Origin of the sequence: Allostigmatella hybrida, from assembly GCF_020103775.1 — a bacterium.
Taxonomy (GTDB): Bacteria; Myxococcota; Myxococcia; order Myxococcales; family Myxococcaceae; genus Hyalangium; species Hyalangium aurantiaca.
The window spans coordinates 76,244-95,941 of record NZ_JAHXBH010000018.1 but is presented as its reverse complement, the minus strand read 5'-3'; the positions used below and the strand labels follow the sequence as shown (position 1 = coordinate 95,941).

Annotated in this window: 17 protein-coding genes; 10 read left to right on the top strand and 7 right to left on the bottom strand. The window is 71.3% G+C overall.

Translation table 11 applies throughout. The features are described 5' to 3' along the window. Positions 1-23 precede the first annotated feature (23 nt). Entirely contained in the window at positions 24-1,460 is a 1,437-nt protein-coding gene (locus tag KY661_RS24490; protein WP_225412515.1) for an aminotransferase-like domain-containing protein, read from the bottom strand. Positions 1,461-1,618: 158 nt separating this feature from the next. On the opposite strand from KY661_RS24490, the gene KY661_RS24485 reads away from it, so the two are divergent. Beyond that, positions 1,619-1,909 carry a DUF2917 domain-containing protein gene (locus KY661_RS24485; RefSeq protein ID WP_225412514.1) on the top strand — a complete coding sequence of 97 codons (291 nt, stop codon included), beginning with the start codon at positions 1,619-1,621 and terminating at the stop codon, positions 1,907-1,909. Between the two features lie 7 nt (positions 1,910-1,916). On the opposite strand, the gene KY661_RS24480 is transcribed toward KY661_RS24485, so the two are convergent. Together KY661_RS24480 and KY661_RS24475 are read right to left on the bottom strand one after the other, a co-directional pair. Continuing rightward, positions 1,917-2,741: a cyclase family protein gene (locus tag KY661_RS24480; RefSeq protein ID WP_225412513.1), complete on the bottom strand. Its 825-nt coding sequence runs from the start codon at positions 2,739-2,741 to the stop codon at positions 1,917-1,919. A gap of 81 nt (positions 2,742-2,822) precedes the next feature. Next, on the bottom strand, positions 2,823-3,992 hold the full coding sequence (locus KY661_RS24475) for a glycosyltransferase (protein WP_225412512.1): 1,170 nt from the start codon (positions 3,990-3,992) through the stop codon (positions 2,823-2,825). 184 nt (positions 3,993-4,176) lie between these two features. Here KY661_RS24475 and KY661_RS24470 point away from each other — a divergent pair, with 184 nt between their 5' ends. After that, positions 4,177-5,364, top strand: coding sequence for a glycosyltransferase family 4 protein (locus KY661_RS24470; RefSeq protein WP_225412511.1), 1,188 nt, complete (start codon positions 4,177-4,179; stop codon positions 5,362-5,364). 10 nt (positions 5,365-5,374) lie between these two features. Continuing rightward, a complete protein-coding gene (locus KY661_RS24465) occupies positions 5,375-6,715 on the top strand; it encodes a glycosyltransferase family 4 protein (RefSeq protein ID WP_225412510.1) in 1,341 nt (446 codons plus the stop codon). A 6-nt stretch (positions 6,716-6,721) separates the two neighbouring features. Here KY661_RS24465 and KY661_RS24460 read toward each other — a convergent pair whose 3' ends face one another. After that, positions 6,722-7,516 (bottom strand): hypothetical protein, encoded by a 795-nt coding sequence (locus tag KY661_RS24460; RefSeq protein ID WP_225412509.1) that lies wholly within the window; start codon positions 7,514-7,516, stop codon positions 6,722-6,724. A gap of 234 nt (positions 7,517-7,750) precedes the next feature. Between KY661_RS24460 and KY661_RS24455 the strand changes: the two genes are divergently transcribed. From KY661_RS24455 to KY661_RS24435, 5 genes are all read left to right on the top strand, one after another. Next, positions 7,751-8,911 carry a pyridoxal-phosphate-dependent aminotransferase family protein gene (locus tag KY661_RS24455; RefSeq protein ID WP_225412570.1) on the top strand — a complete coding sequence of 387 codons (1,161 nt, stop codon included), beginning with the start codon at positions 7,751-7,753 and terminating at the stop codon, positions 8,909-8,911. A gap of 304 nt (positions 8,912-9,215) precedes the next feature. Further along, on the top strand, positions 9,216-10,736 hold the full coding sequence (locus KY661_RS24450; protein WP_225412508.1) for an ATPase domain-containing protein: 1,521 nt from the start codon (positions 9,216-9,218) through the stop codon (positions 10,734-10,736). Beyond that, on the top strand, positions 10,733-11,104 hold the full coding sequence (locus KY661_RS24445) for a response regulator (RefSeq protein WP_225412507.1): 372 nt from the start codon (positions 10,733-10,735) through the stop codon (positions 11,102-11,104). The genes KY661_RS24450 and KY661_RS24445 overlap by 4 nt, the downstream gene beginning before the upstream one ends. A 126-nt stretch (positions 11,105-11,230) precedes the next feature. Then, a complete protein-coding gene (locus tag KY661_RS24440; RefSeq protein ID WP_225412506.1) occupies positions 11,231-11,959 on the top strand; it encodes an iron-containing redox enzyme family protein in 729 nt (242 codons plus the stop codon). A 14-nt stretch (positions 11,960-11,973) separates the two neighbouring features. Beyond that, positions 11,974-12,423 (top strand): VOC family protein, encoded by a 450-nt coding sequence (locus tag KY661_RS24435; protein WP_225412505.1) that lies wholly within the window; start codon positions 11,974-11,976, stop codon positions 12,421-12,423. Between the two features lie 8 nt (positions 12,424-12,431). Here KY661_RS24435 and KY661_RS24430 read toward each other — a convergent pair whose 3' ends face one another. Together KY661_RS24430 and KY661_RS24425 are read right to left on the bottom strand one after the other, a co-directional pair. Beyond that, positions 12,432-13,811, bottom strand: coding sequence for an aspartate aminotransferase family protein (locus tag KY661_RS24430; protein WP_225412504.1), 1,380 nt, complete (start codon positions 13,809-13,811; stop codon positions 12,432-12,434). A gap of 33 nt (positions 13,812-13,844) precedes the next feature. Next, a complete protein-coding gene (locus tag KY661_RS24425) occupies positions 13,845-14,507 on the bottom strand; it encodes a metallophosphoesterase (protein WP_225412503.1) in 663 nt (220 codons plus the stop codon). Positions 14,508-14,707: 200 nt separating this feature from the next. On the opposite strand from KY661_RS24425, the gene alr reads away from it, so the two are divergent. Then, complete coding sequence (gene alr / locus KY661_RS24420; protein ID WP_225412502.1) at positions 14,708-15,919, top strand: alanine racemase; 1,212 nt, start codon at positions 14,708-14,710, stop codon at positions 15,917-15,919. Positions 15,920-15,935: 16 nt separating this feature from the next. Here alr and KY661_RS24415 read toward each other — a convergent pair whose 3' ends face one another. Further along, complete coding sequence (locus KY661_RS24415; protein WP_225412501.1) at positions 15,936-16,898, bottom strand: lysophospholipid acyltransferase family protein; 963 nt, start codon at positions 16,896-16,898, stop codon at positions 15,936-15,938. A gap of 85 nt (positions 16,899-16,983) precedes the next feature. Here KY661_RS24415 and KY661_RS24410 point away from each other — a divergent pair, with 85 nt between their 5' ends. Continuing rightward, positions 16,984-19,692 (top strand): M1 family metallopeptidase, encoded by a 2,709-nt coding sequence (locus KY661_RS24410; RefSeq protein ID WP_225412500.1) that lies wholly within the window; start codon positions 16,984-16,986, stop codon positions 19,690-19,692. Positions 19,693-19,698: the final 6 nt, after the last annotated feature.

Here is a 19,698-nt window from a genome sequence, read left to right as displayed (position 1 = left end):
GCCGTACCGGGCGCTGGGAGGGCTCACGCGAGGCTGCGCGCGAGGCTTCCCAGCGTGGCCACCGCGGCCTCGATGCGCGGGGACCATGGGTTGCCGCAGTTCAAGCGGATGAAGTGGGAGTAGCGCTGCGGCTGGGCGGAGAAGATGGGGCCTGGGGCGATGCTGATGCCCGCCTCCAGGGCCCGGGCGTGCAGGGTGAGCGAATCCACCGTGCGCGGCATCTCCACCCAGAGCAGCGAGCCGCCCGTGGGCCGGGTGACGCAGGTGCCCTCGGGGAAGTGCTCGGCGATGGCCTCGCGCATCTGATCCATCTGGGAGGCGAGCCGCCGCCGCAGCCCACGCAGGTGCCGGTCATAGCCATCGTTCTGGAGGAAGCGCGCGATGGCGAGCTGGGGCAGCGAGGGCGTGGCCACCGTCTGGGCGAACTTGAGCAGTTCCACGCGCTCGCGGTACCGGCCCGGGGCCACCCAGCCCACGCGGTAGCCGGGCGCCAGCGTCTTCGAGAAGGAGCCGCACATCAGCACGCGCCCCTCCGTGTCGAAGGCCTTGCAGGGGCGGGGCCGCGCCGGGCCGAAGTAGAGGTCCCCATAGAGGTCATCCTCGATGAGCGGCACGTCCTTCTCCGCGAGCATCGCGACGAGCCGCTGGCGGTGCTCCTCGGGCATGCAGCTGCCCAGCGGGTTGCTGAAGGTGGGCACGATCAACACCGCGGCCACCCGCCGCTTGTCGAGCGCGGCCTGCAGCGCCTCCAGCTCCAGCCCGTAGCGCGGGTGGCTGGGAATCTCCAGTGCCCGGAGCCCCAGCGACTCGATGGACTGGAGCGTGCCGTAGTAGGCCGGCGACTCGATGGCGATGGTGTCCCCGGTTTTCGCCACGGCCATCAGGCTCAGGTGAATGGCTTCGGAGGCCCCGCAGGTGGTGATGAAGGCATCGGGCCCCAGCGCGCCGCCCCACTCCAGGGCGCGGCGGGCGATCTGCCGGCGCAGCTCCGGGCAGCCCGGGGGCATGTCGTAGTTCACCGCGGCCTCGCCCTGCTCGCGCGAGAGCAGGGCCAGCTCCCGGTTGAGGCGCTGCACGGGCAGCAGCTCGGGCGCCAGGGAGGCCGCCCCCAGGGGCACCACGCGGGTGTCATTCACGGACCGGTACATGCGGGCCACCAGCGCACTCACGCTCACCGTGGACGCGGTGCTGGCGGGGCGGGACACCTGGGGCTCGGCGGGCAGCAGGCGCTCGCGGCGCCGCACGTAGTGGCCCGACTGGGGCCGCGTCTCGATGATGCCCAGGGACTCCAGCTGGAGGTAGGCCTGGAGCACGGTGGAGACGCTCACCCGCTCCCGGGTGCTGAGCTCCCGCACGGAGGGCAGGCGCTCTCCGGGGCGGAGCGTCCCCGTGGCGATGGCGTCGTTGAGCCGCTCGGCCACCTGTTCGTACAGCTTCGCCTTGGCTGCGGCTGCCTTCATCGCGTCACCTTCCCGGGGGGACCCGTACAGTGGGGCCGCTGGATGTCCAGTACAGTTCGAGGGGCTTCAACTGTACTGGTCACAATCAATACCGGCTGAATCTGTTATTCTCAAGCCAGGGCGTGCATCTTGATGACCGTGACAGGAGGTCAACGGCGATGGATGCACTCTCTGGATTCTCGAAGCTGCTCGCGGCGCTGACGAAGCGGATGTCCCAGCGGTGTCTCGACTCGCTCGCCACGGTGACGCTGTCCCTGGGCGAGCTGTGGAGCCACCGCATGCATGCCCCGGGCGCGTCGCTGCGCTGCCACGAGGGCTGCGTGTGGCTCACCCGTGAGGGCGACTTGAGCGATCACGTCCTCCGGGCCGGCGAGGCCCTGCGCATGGAGGGCCCCGGGCTGGTGGTGGTGCAGGCCCTGGGCAACGCGCGCTTCAGCGTGTCGCGTTAGCCACGGCTCAGCGGGGCGGAAGCAGCGCGATGATGCGCAGGGGTCCGCCCGTGCCCTCGCCAATCTTCATGGGCAGCGCCACGACGAACGCCCCCCGGGGTGGGAGCTGCTCCAGGTGGGCCACGTTCTCGAAGCCGGGGATGTCCGCCTTCATGAGGATCTGGTGGGTGCGGAAGTCCTGCGAGGGGCCGGCATCGAGGCTCGCCGTGTCGATGCCCACGGCGGCCACCTGCCGCTCCACGAGCCACTGGGCCGCCTCCGCCGAGATGCCCGGGAAGTGCAGGCGCGAGGCATCTCCGGGCGTGTCGTCCCCGAAGTACTGCTTGCGGTCCGGCCAGTACCGGGACCAGCCGGTGCGCACGAGGACGATGGTGCCGGGGGCGATCCGGCCATGCGCCGCCTCGAACGCCTCCAGGTGGCGGGGCTGGAGCTGGGCGTCCCGGTCCTTCTCCGCGTCCACGGGCAGGTCCACGGCCACGGCCGGCGCGATGAGCCGCTCGAGCGGGATTTGCGCCGCGCTGGCGTGGCCCTTCGCGAAGTGGCGGGGCGCATCCAGGTGGGTGCCCGTGTGCTCGGCCATCTGGAAGGCGTTGGTGTGGAAGAAGAAGCCCGCGCTCTCCTCTTGGTAGAGCTCGGTCTTCAGCACGAAGCCCGAGGGCGAGGCGGGCCAGTACAGCGTCTTCTCATCGAACGGGTGGGTCAGGTCCACCCAGCGCGCGCCCGGCTTCAGGACGAGCCCCGTCTCCGAGGCCTCCGCGGCGGGGTGGGTGGCCCTCCCCATGCAGCCTGCGGTGGAAAGCACGAGCAGACTGCCCATCATCCATGTCTTCATCGTCTGGCCTCTCCTGGGTGCCGTAGTCCAGGCCATGGTGCCACGGGTTCAGGAGGGCCCGGCAGGCGAAGAGGGCGCGGCTTATGCGGCCCGGGAGGAGGCCGTTCCGTCTCCGTCCTGGGACGGGAGGCCCAGCATCCGGCGGAACAGCGCGTCGTGGGCCGAGACCATCCGCTCCAGCGTCAGCTCGGCCTCCACGAAGGCGCGGCCCGCGTTCCCCATGCGCTTGGCCATCGCCGGGTCATCCAGCAGCCGGGTGATGGCGGCGGCGAGCGCCGGGGGGGACAGCGGCGGCACCACGAAGCCGCGCTGCCCATCCGCGACGAGCTCTCCGTTGCCCCCCGCGTCGGTGACGACCATGGGGAGGCCCGCCGCCATGCCCTCCATGACGGCATTCGACAGCCCCTCGTGGCGGGAGCAGAGGACGCCCAGCGTGGCCCGGCGCAGCACGGCCGGGACATCCGTGCGGTGCCCCAGGAAGTGGATCGCGTCACCCAGCCCCAGCGCCCGGGCGCGCGCCTCCAGCTCGGGCCGCCGCATCCCGTCGCCCACGAGGAAGGCCGTGGCCTTCGGGTGCCGCTGGCGCACGAGGGCCAGCGCCTCGAAGAGGTCCTCCTGGCGTTTGACCTCGTGGGTCATGTTGGCCACGTGGGTGATGATGGGGGCACCTTCTGGCACCTCCGGCAGGGGGCGCTCCAGCCCCGCCGCGGCGCGGGCATCGAACTGATCCAGGCGCAGGCCGTTGAGGATGACGGTGATGCGCTCCTCGGGGAACCACTCGCGCTCGCGCAGGAAGCGCCGCACGGCATCGGCGTTGGCGATGGCATGGGTGGCCGCGTGCGTGGCGGCGGCCAGCAGCGCGTGGCGGGCCTTGCCGTGCCAGTGCACGAGGTCCAACCGGCCCACGACGACGGGCACCCCGGCCATCCGGCACGCGGGCACCGCCAGCAGCGTCGTGTAGAAGTCATGCACGTGGAGCAGGTCCACGCGCTGAGCCTTCAGCCACCGGGCGAGCCGGATGATCTGCTGAAGCGTCTGCCGGTGGATGAGCGAGGGCCCCAGGGGGAACACCTCGGGCTCGAGCCCCAGCTTGCGCACCTCGGGCAGCAGCGGCCCGGTGGCCTCGAGCGCGAGCACCTGGATGTCATAGCGTGAACGGGGAAGGCCCCGGAGCAGCTCCAGGAACTGCACCTCGCCGCCGCCCAGATGAAAAGTATTGGTGAACTCGACCAGCCGGATCCGCTTGTCCATACAGACCATGGTGGCATGCACTTCGGACGCCAGCGTTGGCCTCGGGCGAGGACTGTCCTTGCGCCACGTTGGAGTGTTGGATTGTGGGAGGCGCCCCTCCCTCCTGAAGGGATTGCAGCCCGGGCGGAAGGCCGTTGCCGATCCTGAACCGCGTGCCCAGCTTGCGCTGCCGGGGGAGGGATGGATGGGGCTGAGAATCGCGATGTTGACCGCTGTGTTTCCTCCTTCCGTGGGAGGAATCCAGACACACACCTTGAGGTTGTCCCAGCGGCTGGTGGCCCAGGGCGCGCAGGTGGTGGTGCTCACCCGTCATCACCAGGGGCTGCCCCGGCGGGAGTTCGTGGACGGCGTCGAGGTGCTGCGCCTGGGGCAGGGCGATGCCCGCCGCGAGGTGGCCACCGCGACCTACCTGGCCGAGAGCCTGCGGGAGCTGATGTCCCGGCGCCACGCGCTGGATGTGATGCACGCCCACCAGATGCTCTCGCCCACCACCACCGGGCTGCTGGCGCGCAAGGCGCTCGGGATTCCCCTGGTCATCAACCCGCATGCCTGCGGCCCCGAGGGGGACGTTCAATATCTGAGGCGCGCGCACTGGCTGGCCGGCGGCTGGCGCCTGGAGGCGGCGCGCCGGTGGGCGGATGCCTTCGTCAGCATCAGCGAGCCCATCCGCCAGGAGCTGAGGGACTCGGGCATCGAGGAGGACCGCATCTGGCGCATCGCCAATGGGGTGGACCTGGAGGCCTTCCGCCCCGCGAGCCCCGAGGAGCGCCACGCGCTGCGCGCCCGGCTGGGACTGCCGCAGGGGCCGATCGTCACCTATTCCGGACGCCTCTCCCCCGAGAAGGGCGTGGACGTGCTGCTGGAGGCGTGGGCGCTGCTCGTGCGCTCGCGCCCCGAGGCCACGCTGGTGCTCTTGGGCAATGGGCCCGAGGAGGCGGCCCTCCGGCGGCGCGTGGCGGAGCGGGGGCTGGGAAGCTCCGTGCGCCTGATGGGCGCGGTCGCGGATGTGCCTGCCTGGCTGCGTGCCAGCGATGTCTTCGCCCTGGCCTCCCGGACGGAGGGCTTGCCGGTGGCGCTCCTGGAGGGCATGGCGTGTGGCCTGCCTTGCGTGGCCACGCGGGTCGGGGGCACGCCGGAGGTGCTGGAGGATGGGGTGCATGGGCGGCTGGTGCCGTCCGAGGCGCCCCAGGCCCTGGCCCAGGGGCTGCTCGACGCGCTGGAGCCCGGCACGGGCGCCTCGTGGGGTGCCACCGCGCGGGAGCGGGTGGCGGCGCGGTTCTCGCTGGAAGCCATCGCCCACCGCCTCCTGCAGCTTTACGGCGGTTTGGTCCAAGAACGCACCTTCGCTCGTTCCAGTGCGGGAACTGCCTGAGGAGTTTCGAATGAGCCGATCCGCGTCTGGACGTTCTCGCCGCGTCGCCTACATGATGTCGTGGTTCCCGGCGGTCACCGAGACGTTCATCCTTTATGAGATCCTCGAGCTGGAGCGGCTGGGGGTCCACGTGGAGGTGTTTCCGCTGTTCGGCCGCCACGGCACGGTGAAGCACCCGGGCGCCAACAAGCTGATCGCCCGGGCGCACTACCGGCGGATGTTCTCCTGGGCCCTGCTGTCCGCCCAGCTCTACTGGCTGTGGCACAGCCCCCTGCGCTACCTGGGCGCATGGTGGATGGCGCTCGTGGGCAACTGGCGCTCGTTGGGCTTCCTGGTGCGCTCGCTCGTGGTGATTCCCAAGGCCATGCTCTTCGCGCGCGAGATGCAGCGGCTCCAGATCGAACACATCCACGCGCACTGGGCCACCCATCCGACGCTGGCGGCGCTCGTCATCCAGCGCATGACGGGGCTGAACTTCAGCTTCACCTGCCATGCGCATGACTTGTTCATCGACCGGACGATGCTCGACCAGAAGCTGGCGGCGGCCTCGTTCGCGGTGACCATCTCCGAGTTCAACCGGAAGCTGCTGAGCGACCTCTACGGCGAGGAGGCCGCCCGGAAGATCATCGTGGTGCGCTGCGGGGTGGACCAGGACATCTTCCGTCCCCGTCCGCGTGCCCGGACCTCGCAGGTGCCCATCATCCTGTGCGTGGCGAGCCTCCGGGACTACAAGGGCCACTCCCACCTCATCGAGGCGTGCCGCCAACTCAAGGAGGCGGGCACGCGCTTCCGGTGCCTGCTGGTGGGCGATGGCCCCCTGCGGCGGCAGCTCGAAGCAGAGGCCGTGGCCGCAGGCGTTCGGGCCGAGGTCGAGTTCCTGGGCAGCCGCCGCCGCAACGAGGTGGCCGCGCTGATGGCCCGGGCGGACGTGGTCGTCCAGCCCAGCGTGGTGGCCTCCTCGGGGCAGATGGAGGGCATTCCCGTGTCGCTCATGGAGGCGCTGGCGAGCGAGGCGCCCGTGGTGGCCACCCGCATCTCGGCCATTCCGGAGCTCATCCGCGATGAGGAGACGGGGCTGCTGGTGCCCGAGAAGGATCCGCGCGCGCTGTGTGTCGCCCTGCTGCGCGTGCTCAGCGACCGGAACCTGGCCCAGCGGCTGGGCCGCAACGGCCGCCGCTGGGTGCTGCAGCACTTCAACCTGCGCGGCAACGTCGTCCGGCTGGCCGAGAGCCTCGCGGCGCTGCCTCCGGCTTCCGTCCGGCCCCTGGAGATGGCCGAGGAGCCCAAGGCCCGTCATACGCGGGGCTCCCGCCGGGCGAAGCCGCGCGTGCGGCCCGAGAAAGGGGGCTGAAGCCCGCTACTCGAACTCGGCTTCCGGGGGCGGGGTGGGGCGCGCGGGCCGGCCCGCGCCGAACAGGAAGCCCAGCTTGAACTGGAGGAAGCCCGTGTCGAAGCCGGAGATGATCTCCGAGTCCGACTCGCTGGAGTTCACCGAGCCCACCACGGGCACCGAGAACGCCACCTCCGGCATCAGCCGGAAGCCATTGGCGACGCGCAGCGCGAAGCCCACCGAGCCGCCCACGCTCAGGACATTGATGCTGCCGCTGGCGTTGCCGATGCCGCCCGACACCCGCGCGCCGCTCACGCGGGGCCCCAGCACGAACTCGGAGCCCCCGTCCGTCTTGAAGCCGATGAGCAGCGGCAGGGCCAGGTTCGTGTAGCCCACGTCCTCGTCGCCCGTGCCGAAGTACACCCCGGACAGCGCCGGTGCCAGGGAGATGGCCAGGTCGGGATCTCCAGGCTGCGTCAGCAGGATCTTGGCTTGCAGCTCCGCCAGGGAGAAGCCGAACCGCACCCCGAGGTCCACGCGCTCGGAGACGCCGTAGCGCAGCGCGAAGTCGATGTGCGGGTAGGCGACGCCGGCGAAGCCGCTGTCATCGTCGTCGTCGTCATCGAAGTCGATGTCGCTGGCGGAGACCTCGGAGCTGCTCTCGGACACGATGCCCGTGCCCTGGATGCCGGGCTCGAAGGCGAACTGGAACTGGCCCTCGCCCAGCGTGTCCGCCGTCTGCACATGGCCCATGGATGCACAACCGCTTCCCAGCAGCCCCAGCACGAGGGCTGCTGCCGCCACACTCCACTGCGTTCTCATGGTGATTCCCCGGTGGTGAAACCCTGCGGTGCGAGGACCGGCGGCCGGATGCCCAGCCGCACAGGGCGCCCTCGCGAGCCGCGTGCTTATACGCGAAGCAGCCCGCCTTATTCACCTCCCGCCCGGTTTTCGAGGCCCTCCGCGGGCGCCCGGCTTCGGTACAGTCCCCGCCCCGGGGGCCTTTCCGCCCCTGTCCCACCTGGAGGCCCCTGCGTGAGTGAGCGTGACCTGTTGATGATTCCCGGTCCGGTGGAGTTCGACCCGGAGGTGATGCGCGCCCTGGGGGCCCGGACGCTCAGCCACCTGGACCCCGTCTTCATCGCCACCTTTGGCCGGGCCCTCCAGCGGCTGCGCGAGGTGTGTCTGGCGCCCTCCGCGCAGCCCTTCATCGTCGCGGGCACGGGCACCCTCGCCATGGAGCTGGCGGTGGCCAACCTGGTGGAGCCCGGGGACCGGGCGCTCGTCGTCAACACCGGCTACTTCAGCGACCGGATGGCGCTCATCCTGTCCCGGCACGGCGCCGAGGTGACCCAGGTGCGGGCCCCCGTGGGCGAGACACCCAGCCCGGAGGCGGTGGCGCAGGCCCTGGCCCAGGGTCCTTATAAGGTGATGACCGTCACCCACGTGGACACCTCCACCGGCGTGCGCGCCCCCGCGGAGCCGCTCGTCCGCGCCGCCCACCGCCAGGGCGTCCTGTCCGTGGTGGACGGGGTGTGCGCCACCGCCGGGGAGACGTTCCACCAGGACGCGTGGGGCGCGGACGTGTACCTCACCGGCAGCCAGAAGGCCCTGGGCGTGCCGCCGGGGCTGGCGCTGCTCACCGTGAGCCCCCGGGCGATGGCGGCCTGGCGCGCCCGGAAGCACCCGGTGCGCTCCTTCTACGCCGACTGGGCCGAGTGGCTGCCCATCATGGAGGCCTACGAGGCCTCCAAGCCCGCCTACTTCGCCACCCCCGCCGTCAACCTCATCACCGCGCTGGAGGTGAGCCTGGGGCAGATTCTGCGCGAGGGCATGGAGGCCCGCTTCGCCCGGCACCGGCACATGGCCCGCGCCTTCCGCGCCGCCTGGCGCGCCCTGGGGCTGAAGTCCCTGCCCACCGCCGAGGCCGCCACCGCCCACACCCTGAGCGCCCTGTATTACCCGGAAGGCGTCGACGCCTCCCTGGTGGGGCGCGTGCGGGGCCAGGGCGTGGTGCTGGCCGGAGGGCTGCACCCGGAGCTCAAGACGCGCTACTTCCGGGTGGGCCACATGAACCTCGTGGGCCCCGGGGAGGTGCTCGCCACGGTGGGCGCGGTGGAGCGGGCGCTGATCGCCGCGGGCCACCGGGTACTGCCCGGCACGGCCGTCTCCGCCGCCCAGGTGGCGCTGCTGGAGCCCGTACCGGCGGCCGATTGACAGAAGGGCTGTTCGGTGGCCGACGCCACCGCCGTCCAGTCCGGGTTTTCGGCACCGGGAGTCCGGAAACAGGTGCATGGGAGGCGTCCTCATTCTATGGGCGTCGCCCACCCTCGATGCTGCTTCGATTCCTCTCCTCGCGTACGGCCCCGCCTGGCTTCCGGGTGCTCGCCTTCCGCGTCCTGAATGCTAGGGTGGCCCGGCCCTGTCCTGGTCTGGTTGGGGCGACCCGCCCCGCCTCGCCCCCGGCGGCCCCCCCGGCGAGTTCGTTCCTCATTTCTTTGGGGTATCGAGGCTTTTCGCGATGACGGCCGTGGTTGCCCCTTCCCTCCAGCGCATTCCCAGCGGCGTGCTCGGCCTGGATGCGATCCTCGATGGCGGGTTCTTGCAGGGCGGGACGTACATCATCGCGGGCATGCCGGGCACCGGGAAGACCATCCTCGGCAACCAGGTCTGCTTCCACCACGTGGCCCACGGCGGCCGGGTCGTCTACGTCACCCTGCTGGCCGAGACGCACGGGCGCCTGCTCGCGCACCTGCGCGGCATGGCCTTCTTCTCCGAGGAGCCGCTGGCCTCCGCGCTCCACTACGTCAGCGCCTACCGGGTGCTCACCAGCGAGGGGCTCCCGGGGCTGCTGGAGCTGTTGCGCAAGCTCATCCGCGAGCACCGCGCCTCCATGCTGGTGCTGGATGGGCTGGTGAGCGCCAGCGCCTCGGCGCCCAACGAGCTGGCCTTCAAGGAGTTCGTGCACGAGCTCAACACGCTGGTGAGCGTCATCGGCTGCACCACGTTCCTGCTCACCAACGGCCACAGCCCCGAGGACGTCCACCCCGAGCACACCATGGTGGATGGGCTCATCGAGCTGACGGACGAGCTCATCGGCGTGCGCGCCGTGCGCGAGCTCATCGTGCGCAAGTTCCGGGGCAGCGCGCACCTGCGCGGCCGGCACGTGTTCCAAATCTCCCCGCAGGGCATCACCGTCTACCCGCGCTCGGAGGCGATGCTGGCCGACCCCATCGCCGTGCCGGGGGAGTACAAGGCCCGCGCGCCCGTGGGGCTGCCGGAGCTGGATGGGATGCTGCGCGGCGGGCTGCAGCGCGGCAGCGCCACGCTCATCATGGGCCCCTCCGGCAGCGGCAAGACGCTGCTCGGCTTGCAGTTCCTCTCCCACGGCGCGAACCAGGGCGAGCCCAGCCTCTACTTCGGCTTCTACGAGTCGCCGCCGCGGCTGGTGGGCAAGGGCGAGTCCATCGGGCTCGACATGGCGGGGGCGATGCGCGGCGGGATGCTGGAGATGCTCTGGCAGCCGCCGGTGGAGCTGGTGCTGGACGCGCTCGCGGTGAAGATTCTCTCGGCCATCCGCCGCCGGGGCGTGCAGCGGCTGCTCATCGACGGGCTGATCGGCTTCAAGGAGTCCACCGTCCACCCCGAGCGCATCAACCGCTTCTTCGCCGCCTTCACCAACGAGCTGCGGGCGTTGGATGTGACGACGGTCTTCACGGAGGAGACGCGCGTGCTGTTCGGCCCGGAGATCGAAACCCCGGTCAAGGGGCTGTCCGCGCTGGTGGAGAACCACCTGTTCCTGCGCCAGGTGGAGTGGAAGGGCGAGCTGCGGCGGGTGCTGGCCATTCTCAAGACGCGGGAGAGCGGGCACGACCCGTCCCTGCGCGAGGTCATCATCGATGACCAGGGCTGGCACATCGGCGCGCGCTTCAAGGGCAAGTCGGTGCTGACCGACTCGCGGCTGCCCCGTCCGCCCAAGCGCAGAAGCACGGATGCGGCCAAGCCGCAGGTGGCCCGCAAGAAGCCTCGGAGGCCCGAGTGAAGACGGTCCTCCTCGTCGACGACGAGCACGCCATTCTCGACGCGCTCTCGGGCATCCTCGCGGACGAGGGGTTCCGGGTCGTCACGGCGGGCAATGGCCGTGAGGCGGTCCACCTGCTGCGCGAGGAGACGCCGGACGTGGCGCTCGTCGATGTGATGATGCCGGTGATGGATGGGCGGGAGCTGCTGCGGGAGATGGCCGCGGACGAACGCTGGAAGAACGTGCCCGTGGTGCTCATGAGCGCCGTGCCCCTGGCCATCCTGAACCGGGAAGCCCCTGTGGCCTGCGCGGACTTCTTCCAGAAGCCGTTCGACCTGTGGAAGCTCATCGCCCGGCTGCGGGAGCTGGCCGGGGAGGGCAGCCACTAGGCCCTCGGCTCCACGGCGTGTGGAAGAGCAACTGAATGGGGGGTTTGCGGGTTTTAAGGGAGATTCTGCTAGATTTCGCCTCGTGACGTAGGTCAAGAGCCGGCCCTCGGGGCGAAGGCGGATTCAGTGAGTCAACAGTCGAACCCGGCCATGAAGGAAGAGTTCTGGCGGATGGCGGACAACGCGAGAACCCAGGCTGAGTATCTGGTGGACCGGAAGCTCCAGTCGCTGCAGCACGCGCCGCTGGAGGTCCTGAAGCAGATCTTCGTGCAGTACCGCTACTTCACCATCTTCTACATCAGTGACCTGGCGCTCCTGGTCTACCGCCTTCCGTTCGGGAAGCTGCGGAGCCTGCTGGCCGACTTCCTCAACGACGAGCTGGGCAACGGCCAGCACGCGCAGGCGCACCAGCAGATCTACGACGACTTCCTGGTGAGCCTCGGCATTCCCCAAGAGGCGCTGGAGGCGAATGCGAACCCGGCCAACCTCCAGCTTCTGGGGGAGATCCGCGACCTGGTGATGAAGGAGTCTCCCTGGTACGCCGTGGGGCTGCGCGGCATGGGGGGCGAGTGCCTGTGCCAGGTCTACCTCGCGTCCATGCACGCCCACTTCATCCAGAACCCGGCCATCCAGGCCATGAAGGACCGGCTGGACTGGCGGTTCTGGGACATCCACACCGGGGAGATCGACATCGCGCACCGGGAGCTGCTGCGCGCGGCGCTCATGGAGGCGGTGGACGCGGATCCGGCGGCGCTGGAGGGGCTGGTCGAGGGCTACCGCAAGAGCAAGGGCGTCTTCGACCGGTTCTGGGACAATATCTTCGAGAGCGCGGGCGTGACGCTCCGCGCGGCCTGAGAGGGGACTTCACCATGGCGGCCATCCAGAACTTCCACCTTGCCTTCCCCGTGCCGGATCTCGCCTCGGCGCGGGCCTTCTACACGGGTGTCATCGGCTGTCCCGAGGGGCGCAGCACGGACCACTACGTGGACTTCGACTTCTACGGGCATCAGATCGTCGCGCACCTGGCCGAGCGGCCGAAGACGAGCGAGTCCGACTTCGACGGCAGCGATGTGACGATTCCCCACTTCGGGCTGAACCTCGACTGGGACGCGTTCCATGCGCTGCTCCAACGGCTGAAGGCCGGCAACGTGCGCTTCGTCAAGGAGCCCCACGTGCGGCTCGAGGGCAAGGTGGGCGAGCACATCTCCATGTTCGTCCACGACTTCTCGGGCAACGCCCTGGAGTTCAAGGCGTTCCGCCACCAGGACCAGGTCTTCTCGATGGAGCTGAGCGAAGCGCCCGCGTCCTCCCGCCGCTGACGCGGGCGTCAGCCGCTGACGTGGCGGTCGGCGAGCGACAGCACCTCATCGATGAGGGCGAGGCCTTCCCGCGCCTCGTCATCGGTCATCGTCAGCGGGGGCACGACGTGCATGCGGTTGAAGTGCGTGAACGGCCACACCCCCCGCTCCTTGCACGCGCTGACGAGCTCCGCCATGGGCGCGTTGGCGGGGCCCGAGGCGTTGTAGGGCACGAGCGGCTCGCGCGTCTTCCGGTTGCGCACCAGCTCGATGGCCCAGAACGCACCGAGGCCGCGCACCTCGCCCACCGACGGATGGCGTTGCTGGAGCGCCTCCAGCGCCGGGCCGATGACGTTCTCGCCGAGGTGCCGGGCGTGCTCGAAGATGCGCTCTTCCCGGTAGATGTGGATGCAGGCCACGGCCGCCGCGCAGGCGAGCGGATGGCCGGAGTACGTCAAGCCCCCGGGGTAGGCGCGATGGGCGAAGGTCTCGGCGATCCGGTCGCTGAGGATGACGCCGCCCAGCGGGACGTAGCCGCAGTTGACGCCCTTGGCGAAGGTGATGAGGTCGGGCGTCACGTCCCAGCGGTCCACCGCGAACCACTCGCCGCACCGGCCGAAGCCGGTCATCACCTCGTCGGAGATCATCATGATGCCGTGCTGGTCGCACAGGCGGCGCACCCCCTGGAGGTAGCCGTCCGGCGGGACGAGGATGCCGTTGCCGCCCACCACGGTCTCCAGCACGATGGCGGCCACGGTGTGCGGGCCCTCCATCATGAGCACGTCGGCGAGGTGGGACAGGGCGCGCTCGCACTCCTCGGCCGGCGTAGTGGCATGGAACGCCGAGCGGTACAGGTAGGGGCCCCAGAAGTGGACGACGCCGGGCATTCCGGGCTCGGAGCCCCAGCGGCGGGGGTCTCCGGTCAGGGTGTTCGCGCCGCTGGTGGCGCCGTGGTAGCTGCGGTAGGCCGCCATCACCTTGTGGCGCCCCGTGTGGTGGCGCGCCATGCGGAGGGCGTTCTCGATGGCCTCGGCGCCCCCGTTGGTGAAGAAGACCTTGTTGAGGTCGCCCGGCGCCACTTCGGCGATGAGCCGGGCCGCTTCGCTGGTGGCCTCGCTGGCATGGTAGGGCGCCACCGTGCAGAGCTTCGCGGCCTGCGCCTGGATGGCGGCGATCAGCTTGGGGTGCTGGTGGCCGACGTTGACGTTGACGAGCTGGCTGGAGAAGTCCAGCCACGTCCTGCCGTTCTCATCCCAGAACCGGGCCCCCTTCGCGCCGGTCACCACGACGGGATCCAACGTGGCCTGGGCCGACCAGGAGTGGAACACGTGGTTGCGGTCGTTGCGGTAGGCCGCCGACTTCGGGGCGGTGCCGGGAAGCTGTTCCGGGGCTGCCTTCGGAGTGCTCACAGGGGGCATCCTTGTGCGAGAGATCGCCGTTGGTTAGAGGGTCGCGTCCATGTACGCGCGCCGGGCGGGCACCGAGTAGAAGCGCCCCTCGGGTAGCGCGTACGCGGTGAGCCTTCCACCATAGACACAGCCCGAGTCCAGCCCGAGCGCATGCGGGTGGCGCTGGATGCCGCGCATGGCGTCGTGCCCGAAGAGGATGAGCTCCGGCCCCTGCCAGTGGCTGGCCCAGGGCTCGCCCCCATCCACGCGCTTCGAGGGCGCCCCGTCCCGGGTGATGCTGCGCAGGTTGAGCAGGTGCTCCCGCGACTGCGCCTCCACCGGCACGCCCGGCACCATGCCCGCGTGCACCACGATGGCGTTGAAGTCTGGCAGGCGCAGGTACAGCGGCAGCGAGGCCAGGTAGGCCCAGTCCTCGGGCTTCAGCGTGTCCAGCACCTGCTGGTGCTGGGGCTTGAGCTTCTTGCCCGGCTTCACGTAGCCCTGGTGCCAGCGCAGCACGTGCTCGTCGTGGTTGCCGCGCACCGCGAGCAGGCCCCGCTCCCGCGCCCGGGCCAGCACCCCGGCCGAGTCCGGGCCCTTGGCCACCAGGTCGCCCATGAGCACAACGCGGTCCCCGGGCTGCCAGCCACTCACGGCCAGCAGCGCGTCGAGCTCCTCGGCACAGCCGTGGACATCCCCGATGAACAGCGTGCGCATCCTCCCCGTGCTCCTACCATGGAATGTCGAGCGCACCAGACAGGCGGACATGACCCACCCCCGGCAGGTGCCTGCCTGCTGCGCACCCAATCAAGTCCCGGAATTCAGGGCCCTGGGGCTTGGCCTCCGCATTGCTGATAGGAGCCGGGAAGCGCCCGGGTGTGGGCGCGGGGCCACGCCACGGCCCCGGGAGGCAGCGTGTGAAGCTGGAGCACGGCGGTTCGAGCAAGGCGCCCGCGGCGCAGTCATCCTGGTTGGAGCTGAGCGCGGCCAGCCTGCGGCACAACGTGGAGGTGTTCCGCGCGCTGGAGGCCCGGGGGGGGCCTGCCCGGGCGCTGGGCGCGGTGCTCAAGGGCAACGCGTATGGGCATGGCCTGGATCAGGTGCTGCCCCTGGTCCACCCGTTGGTGGACATCCTCTACTTCATCACCCCCCAGGATGCGCTGGCCGCCCGGGCCTTCGAGCGCGAGCACGGCCTTGCCCCCCGGCAGGTGCTGGTGCTGGGCGCCATCGCCCCGGAGGAGGCCGTCATGCTGGCGCGCGAGGGCGTGGACGCGGTGGTGGCCGACAGCGCCTGGGCCGAGGCCGGCCCGGTGTTGCGCGCGGCGCGGCTGCCACGCCCTCTGCGGGTGCACGTCCACATCGACACGGGGCTGGGGCGCGAGGGCTTCACCCGGGAGCAGCTCCCCCGGGACACCGGCTTCCTCTCCGAGTTCCGGGACGTGTTCGAGGTGACGGGCGTGCTCAGCCACTTCGCCAACACGGAGGATGTGACGGAGCAGGCGTACGCGCTCGCGCAGCTCGAGGCCTTCGAGGCGGGCTCGGCGCGGCTCGTGGCGGCGCTCGGCCTGAAGGGGCCGCTCCAGCGCCACATCGCCGCGAGCGCCGCGAGCCTGTCCCTGCCCCGCGCGCGCTACGACGCGCTCCGGGTGGGCATCTCCTTGTATGGCTTCTGGCCCTCGCCCGAGACGCGCCTGTCGGCCCGGCTGGTGCTGGGCGAGGTGCCCTCGCTCCGGCCGGTGCTCTCCTGGAGGTGCCGCAGCCAGGTGGTGAAGTGGCTGCCCGCGGGCAGCTACGTGGGCTACGGGTGCACGTACCGCTGCCCCGAGCCCACGCGCATCGCCGTGCTGCCCGTGGGGTACTTCGATGGGTACCCCCGGCTCGCCTCCGGCAAGGCGCACGTGCTGATGAACGGCCGGCGCTGCGCGGTGCTGGGGCGCGTGATGATGAACCACCTCATCGTGGATGTGACGCGCGCCGCCGCGGACGAGCGCCCCCTCACGGCGACGCTGCTGGGCCATGACGGCGACGAGACGCTGCCCGCGGAGACGCTGGCCGGCTGGGCGCAGACCATCCACTACGAGGTGGTGACGCGCCTGGGCGCGCACCTGCGGCGCGTGGTGGTGGACTGACCGCCGCCCCCGGGCCCTACGCGGGCGGCGGGGGGTACTTCCAGCGGCGGTGCAGCCACATCCACTGCTCGGGGTACTGGCGGATGACGCGCTCCAGCGCGGCGGTGGCCTGCGCGGTGTGCTCGGTGATGACGTCCCGGCCCTCGGCGGGCACCGGCGGCGGCAGGGGCCCCTCGACGTGCAGCCGCAGGCGCTCCCCGTCGCGCACCCACAGCACCACCCACGCGGGCACCTGGGTGCGCTGGGCCGCGATGGCCATGGCGGGCGTGGTGGAGGCCAGCCGGCCGAAGAACGGCACGAAGACGCCTTTGCTCGGGATGGCCTGGTCGAGCAGCATGTACACGCTCTCGCCGCGCTGAATCGCGTCCATCGTCTCCTGCACCGCGCCCTTGGGGTAGATGAGCCCCGCGCCCGAGCGCAGCCGGTTCTCCGCGATGCGCAGGTTGAGGGCCCCCTTGAGCGGGCGCACCAGCGCGTTGAGCGGCACGCCCTTCAGGACGAGCAGCTCCCCGAGGACTTCCCAGTTGCCGAAGTGGGCCGTCACCAGCAGGGCCCCCTTGCCCGTGGCCACGTGCGCCTGGAGCGCCTCCCACGCCGCCTGGCCCACTGTCTCCTCCGTTTCCCAGCCCGGGGGCAGCCGGTCCCGGTCCGCCAGGGACTCCAGCGCCGTGCGCGCCATGGTGAGGTAGACGCCCTTGGCGATGGCGCGCCGCTCCGCGTCCGAGCGCTCCGGCAGCGCAAGTGCCAGGTTCTCCAGCGCCACCCGGCGGCGGATGCCCAGCGTGTAGGCCAGCCAGGCCACGAAGCGCGCCAGCGTCTCGCGCGTGCCCCGGGACAGCCGCGCCACCAGGCCCAGCACGAGGTTGGCCAGGAAGCCCGTGAGCGGGCCCGGGGGCTCGCCGATGACGCGCCGCAGGTGCGGCGAGGTCAACCGGATGGAGGGGGAAGCCGGGGCAGGGGGCGGGGTGGGGCGGGACACGGCGGCGCACTCCACACCGAAGCGGCCAGGGCGGCAAGGCCAGCGAAGATGAAGTCGTCCTGGCGCTGGGCTAGACCAGGCCTCCATGAGCCCTTCACGCCCTCTCGCTGTCCTCCTGCTGGGATTGCTGGCGGCTTGTTCCCACCGCCCCCCCGCCTCCCCCGAGGCCTCCGCCGCCGCACCCGCAGCGCCCGCCCCGCCCCCGCCGGGCCTGCGCCTGCCCGGCACGGTGCGCCCCACGGGCTACACCGCCCAGCTCACCGTGGACCCGGCCCAGCCCACGCTCCAGGGCGTGGTGGAGATTTCGCTGGAGCTCTCCGCGCCCACCTCCGTGCTCTGGCTGCACGGCAAGGACCTGACCGTGAAGGGGGCCGTCCTGACGCAGGCAGGGAAGGCCGTGGCGGGGACCGCGGCCGTGGCGCCCGGGGGCCTGCTGGGCATCACCCTGGCAAGCCCCGTGGCCCCCGGGCCCGCGAGCCTGCGCATCACCTACGAGGCCGCCGCCTCCACCCGCGAGGTGGAGGGCGCCTTCCGCACCCAGGAGGCGGGCGACTGGTACGTGTTCACCCAGTTCGAGCCGCTGGGCGCCCGGCGCGTCTTCCCCTGCTTCGATGAGCCGGGCTTCAAGGTGCCCTGGCAGCTGTCTTTCCACGTGCCCGCGGGCAGCGTGGCGGTGACGAACACGCCGCTCCTCAAGGAGGAGGCCCGGGCGGACGGCGGCCGCACCTTCCACTTCGCCCGCACGCAGCCGCTGCCCAGCTACCTGGTGGCCTTCGGCGTGGGGCCGTTCGAGTTCGTCCCGGCCGAGCCCTCGGGCAGCAAGAAGGTCCCCACGCGCATCATCACCCCCAAGGGGCGCGGGGCCGAGGCCGCCTACGCCGCCCGGGTGACGCCGGAAATCCTCGCCCGGCTGGAGGCGTACTTCGGCATGCCCTACCCGTACGAGAAGCTGGACACCCTGGCGGTGCCCCTGCTGGGCGGGGCCATGGAGCACCCGGGCCTGGTGACCTTCAACTCCGAGTTGATTCTGGCCAGGCCGGCCGAGGACTCGGTGGAGCGCCAGCGCGACTTCGCCGAGGTGCAGGTGCACGAGCTGGCGCATCAGTGGTTCGGCAACCTCGTCACCCTGGCCTGGTGGGATGACCTGTGGCTCAACGAGTCCTTCGCCTCGTGGATGACGCCGCGCATCGTGGAGGGGTGGCAGCCCACGTGGGATGCGATGGCGGACCGGGTGCGCGGCCGCTCGGGGGCGCTGGAGGTGGACAGCCTGGTGTCCGCGCGCCGCATCCGCCAGCCCATCGAGAACGAGGGCGACATCCGCACCGCCTTCGATGGCATCACCTACGGCAAGGGCTCGGCGGTGCTGGCCATGACGGAGGCGTGGCTGGGCCGGGACGTGTTCCAGCGCGGCATCCAGCGCTACCTGCGCGCGCACGCAGGCGGCAACGCCACGGCGGAGGACTTCCTGGCGGCGCTCTCCGCGGAGGCGGGCCAGGACGTGGCCCGGGTGCTGAACACCTTCCTGGACCAGGGCGGCGCCCCCCTGGTCACCGCCGCGCTGGACTGCTCCGGCCAGACGCCGAAGGTGGCGCTCTCCCAGCGCCGCTCCCTGCCCGTGGGCTCCTCGGGGCAGGAGGCCCGCGCCTGGCGGGTGCCGCTGTGCGTCCGCTATGGCGTGAAGGACCAGGCGGGGCGGGTGTGCGGCGTGCTGGAGGCGGAGCGCGCGGAGCTGGCCCTGCCCGAGGCGAAGGCCTGCCCGGACTGGTTCTTCCCCAACGCGGAAGGGGCCGGTTACTTCCGGACCCAGGTGTCCGGCGCGGACTGGCAGCGGCTGCTGACGGGGGCGGGCCCCCGGCTGTCTCGCATCGAGCGCGTGACGCTGCTCGGGGATGCGCGCGCGCTGGCGCGTGCCGGGACGCTGCCCGCCGCGGAGGCGCTGGCGCTGGCGGCCCGCTTCGCCGGAGAGCCAGACCGCCAGGTGTTCACCGCCTCCCTGGAGGTGCTGGGCGTGGTGGAGCCGCGCATGCTGTCCGAGCCGCGCCGGCAGGACTTCGACCGGTTCCTGCGGGAGACCTATGGGCCCCGGGCCCGGACGCTGGGCCTCGTGCCTCGCGCGGACGAGAGCGAGGACACGCGGCTCTTGCGGCCGAAGCTGCTGTGGCTCGCGGGCGTCAGGGGCGGAGACCCGACGCTCGTCGCCGGGGCGCGGAAGCTGACCGATGCGTGGCTGAAGGACCGGAGCGCCGTGGCGCCGGAACTGGTGGACAGCGTGCTGGCCATCACCGCCGCGCACCACGGCCGGGAGCTGGCCCCCCGGCTGCGCGAGGCCCTGAAGACGGAGCGGGAGCGCCGGAGCCGCAACGCGCTGCTGAGCGCCCTGGGCGGCCTGAGGGACCCCGAGGTGCTGCGCCAGCAGCTGCCGCTGGTGTTGGACCCGTCCGAGGATGCCCGCGAGACGGTCTGGATGATGTACGCGGCGGCCCAGGAGCCCCGGGTGAGCGAGGTGGTCTACGCCTTCGTGAAGGAGAACTACGAGGCGCTGGCTGCCCGGGTGCCCGAGGAGTTCGCCAGCCACATGGTCCTGCTGGGCAGCAACTTCTGTGACGCGGCGCATCGCCAGGACGTGGAGGCCTTCTTCGGCTCCCGGATGGAGCGCACGGCCAGTGGCGCGCGCCGGCTCGCCCAGTCCCTGGAGCGCATCGACCTGTGCATGGCCCTGAAGCAGGCCCAGGGGGCCAGCATCGACGCGTACCTCACGAAGGGGGCCCCGCCGAGGCCTCCTCCCCGCGGGTAAAAAGGC

Bases quoted from the DNA above. Each gene is read 5' to 3' on its own strand.
- KY661_RS24465 (WP_225412510.1), top strand. From the start codon at position 5,375: ATGAGCCGATCCGCGTCTGGACGTTCTCGCCGCGTCGCCTACATGATG.
- KY661_RS24455 (WP_225412570.1), top strand. From the start codon at position 7,751: ATGATTCCCGGTCCGGTGGAGTTCGACCCGGAGGTGATGCGCGCCCTG.
- KY661_RS24475 (WP_225412512.1), bottom strand. From the start codon at position 3,992: ATGGACAAGCGGATCCGGCTGGTCGAGTTCACCAATACTTTTCATCTG.
- KY661_RS24450 (WP_225412508.1), top strand. From the start codon at position 9,216: ATGACGGCCGTGGTTGCCCCTTCCCTCCAGCGCATTCCCAGCGGCGTG.
- KY661_RS24485 (WP_225412514.1), top strand. From the start codon at position 1,619: ATGGATGCACTCTCTGGATTCTCGAAGCTGCTCGCGGCGCTGACGAAG.
- KY661_RS24410 (WP_225412500.1), top strand. From the start codon at position 16,984: ATGAGCCCTTCACGCCCTCTCGCTGTCCTCCTGCTGGGATTGCTGGCG.
- KY661_RS24425 (WP_225412503.1), bottom strand. From the start codon at position 14,507: ATGCGCACGCTGTTCATCGGGGATGTCCACGGCTGTGCCGAGGAGCTC.
- KY661_RS24470 (WP_225412511.1), top strand. From the start codon at position 4,177: ATGGGGCTGAGAATCGCGATGTTGACCGCTGTGTTTCCTCCTTCCGTG.
- KY661_RS24435 (WP_225412505.1), top strand. From the start codon at position 11,974: ATGGCGGCCATCCAGAACTTCCACCTTGCCTTCCCCGTGCCGGATCTC.
- KY661_RS24460 (WP_225412509.1), bottom strand. From the start codon at position 7,516: ATGAGAACGCAGTGGAGTGTGGCGGCAGCAGCCCTCGTGCTGGGGCTG.
- KY661_RS24480 (WP_225412513.1), bottom strand. From the start codon at position 2,741: ATGAAGACATGGATGATGGGCAGTCTGCTCGTGCTTTCCACCGCAGGC.
- KY661_RS24490 (WP_225412515.1), bottom strand. From the start codon at position 1,460: ATGAAGGCAGCCGCAGCCAAGGCGAAGCTGTACGAACAGGTGGCCGAG.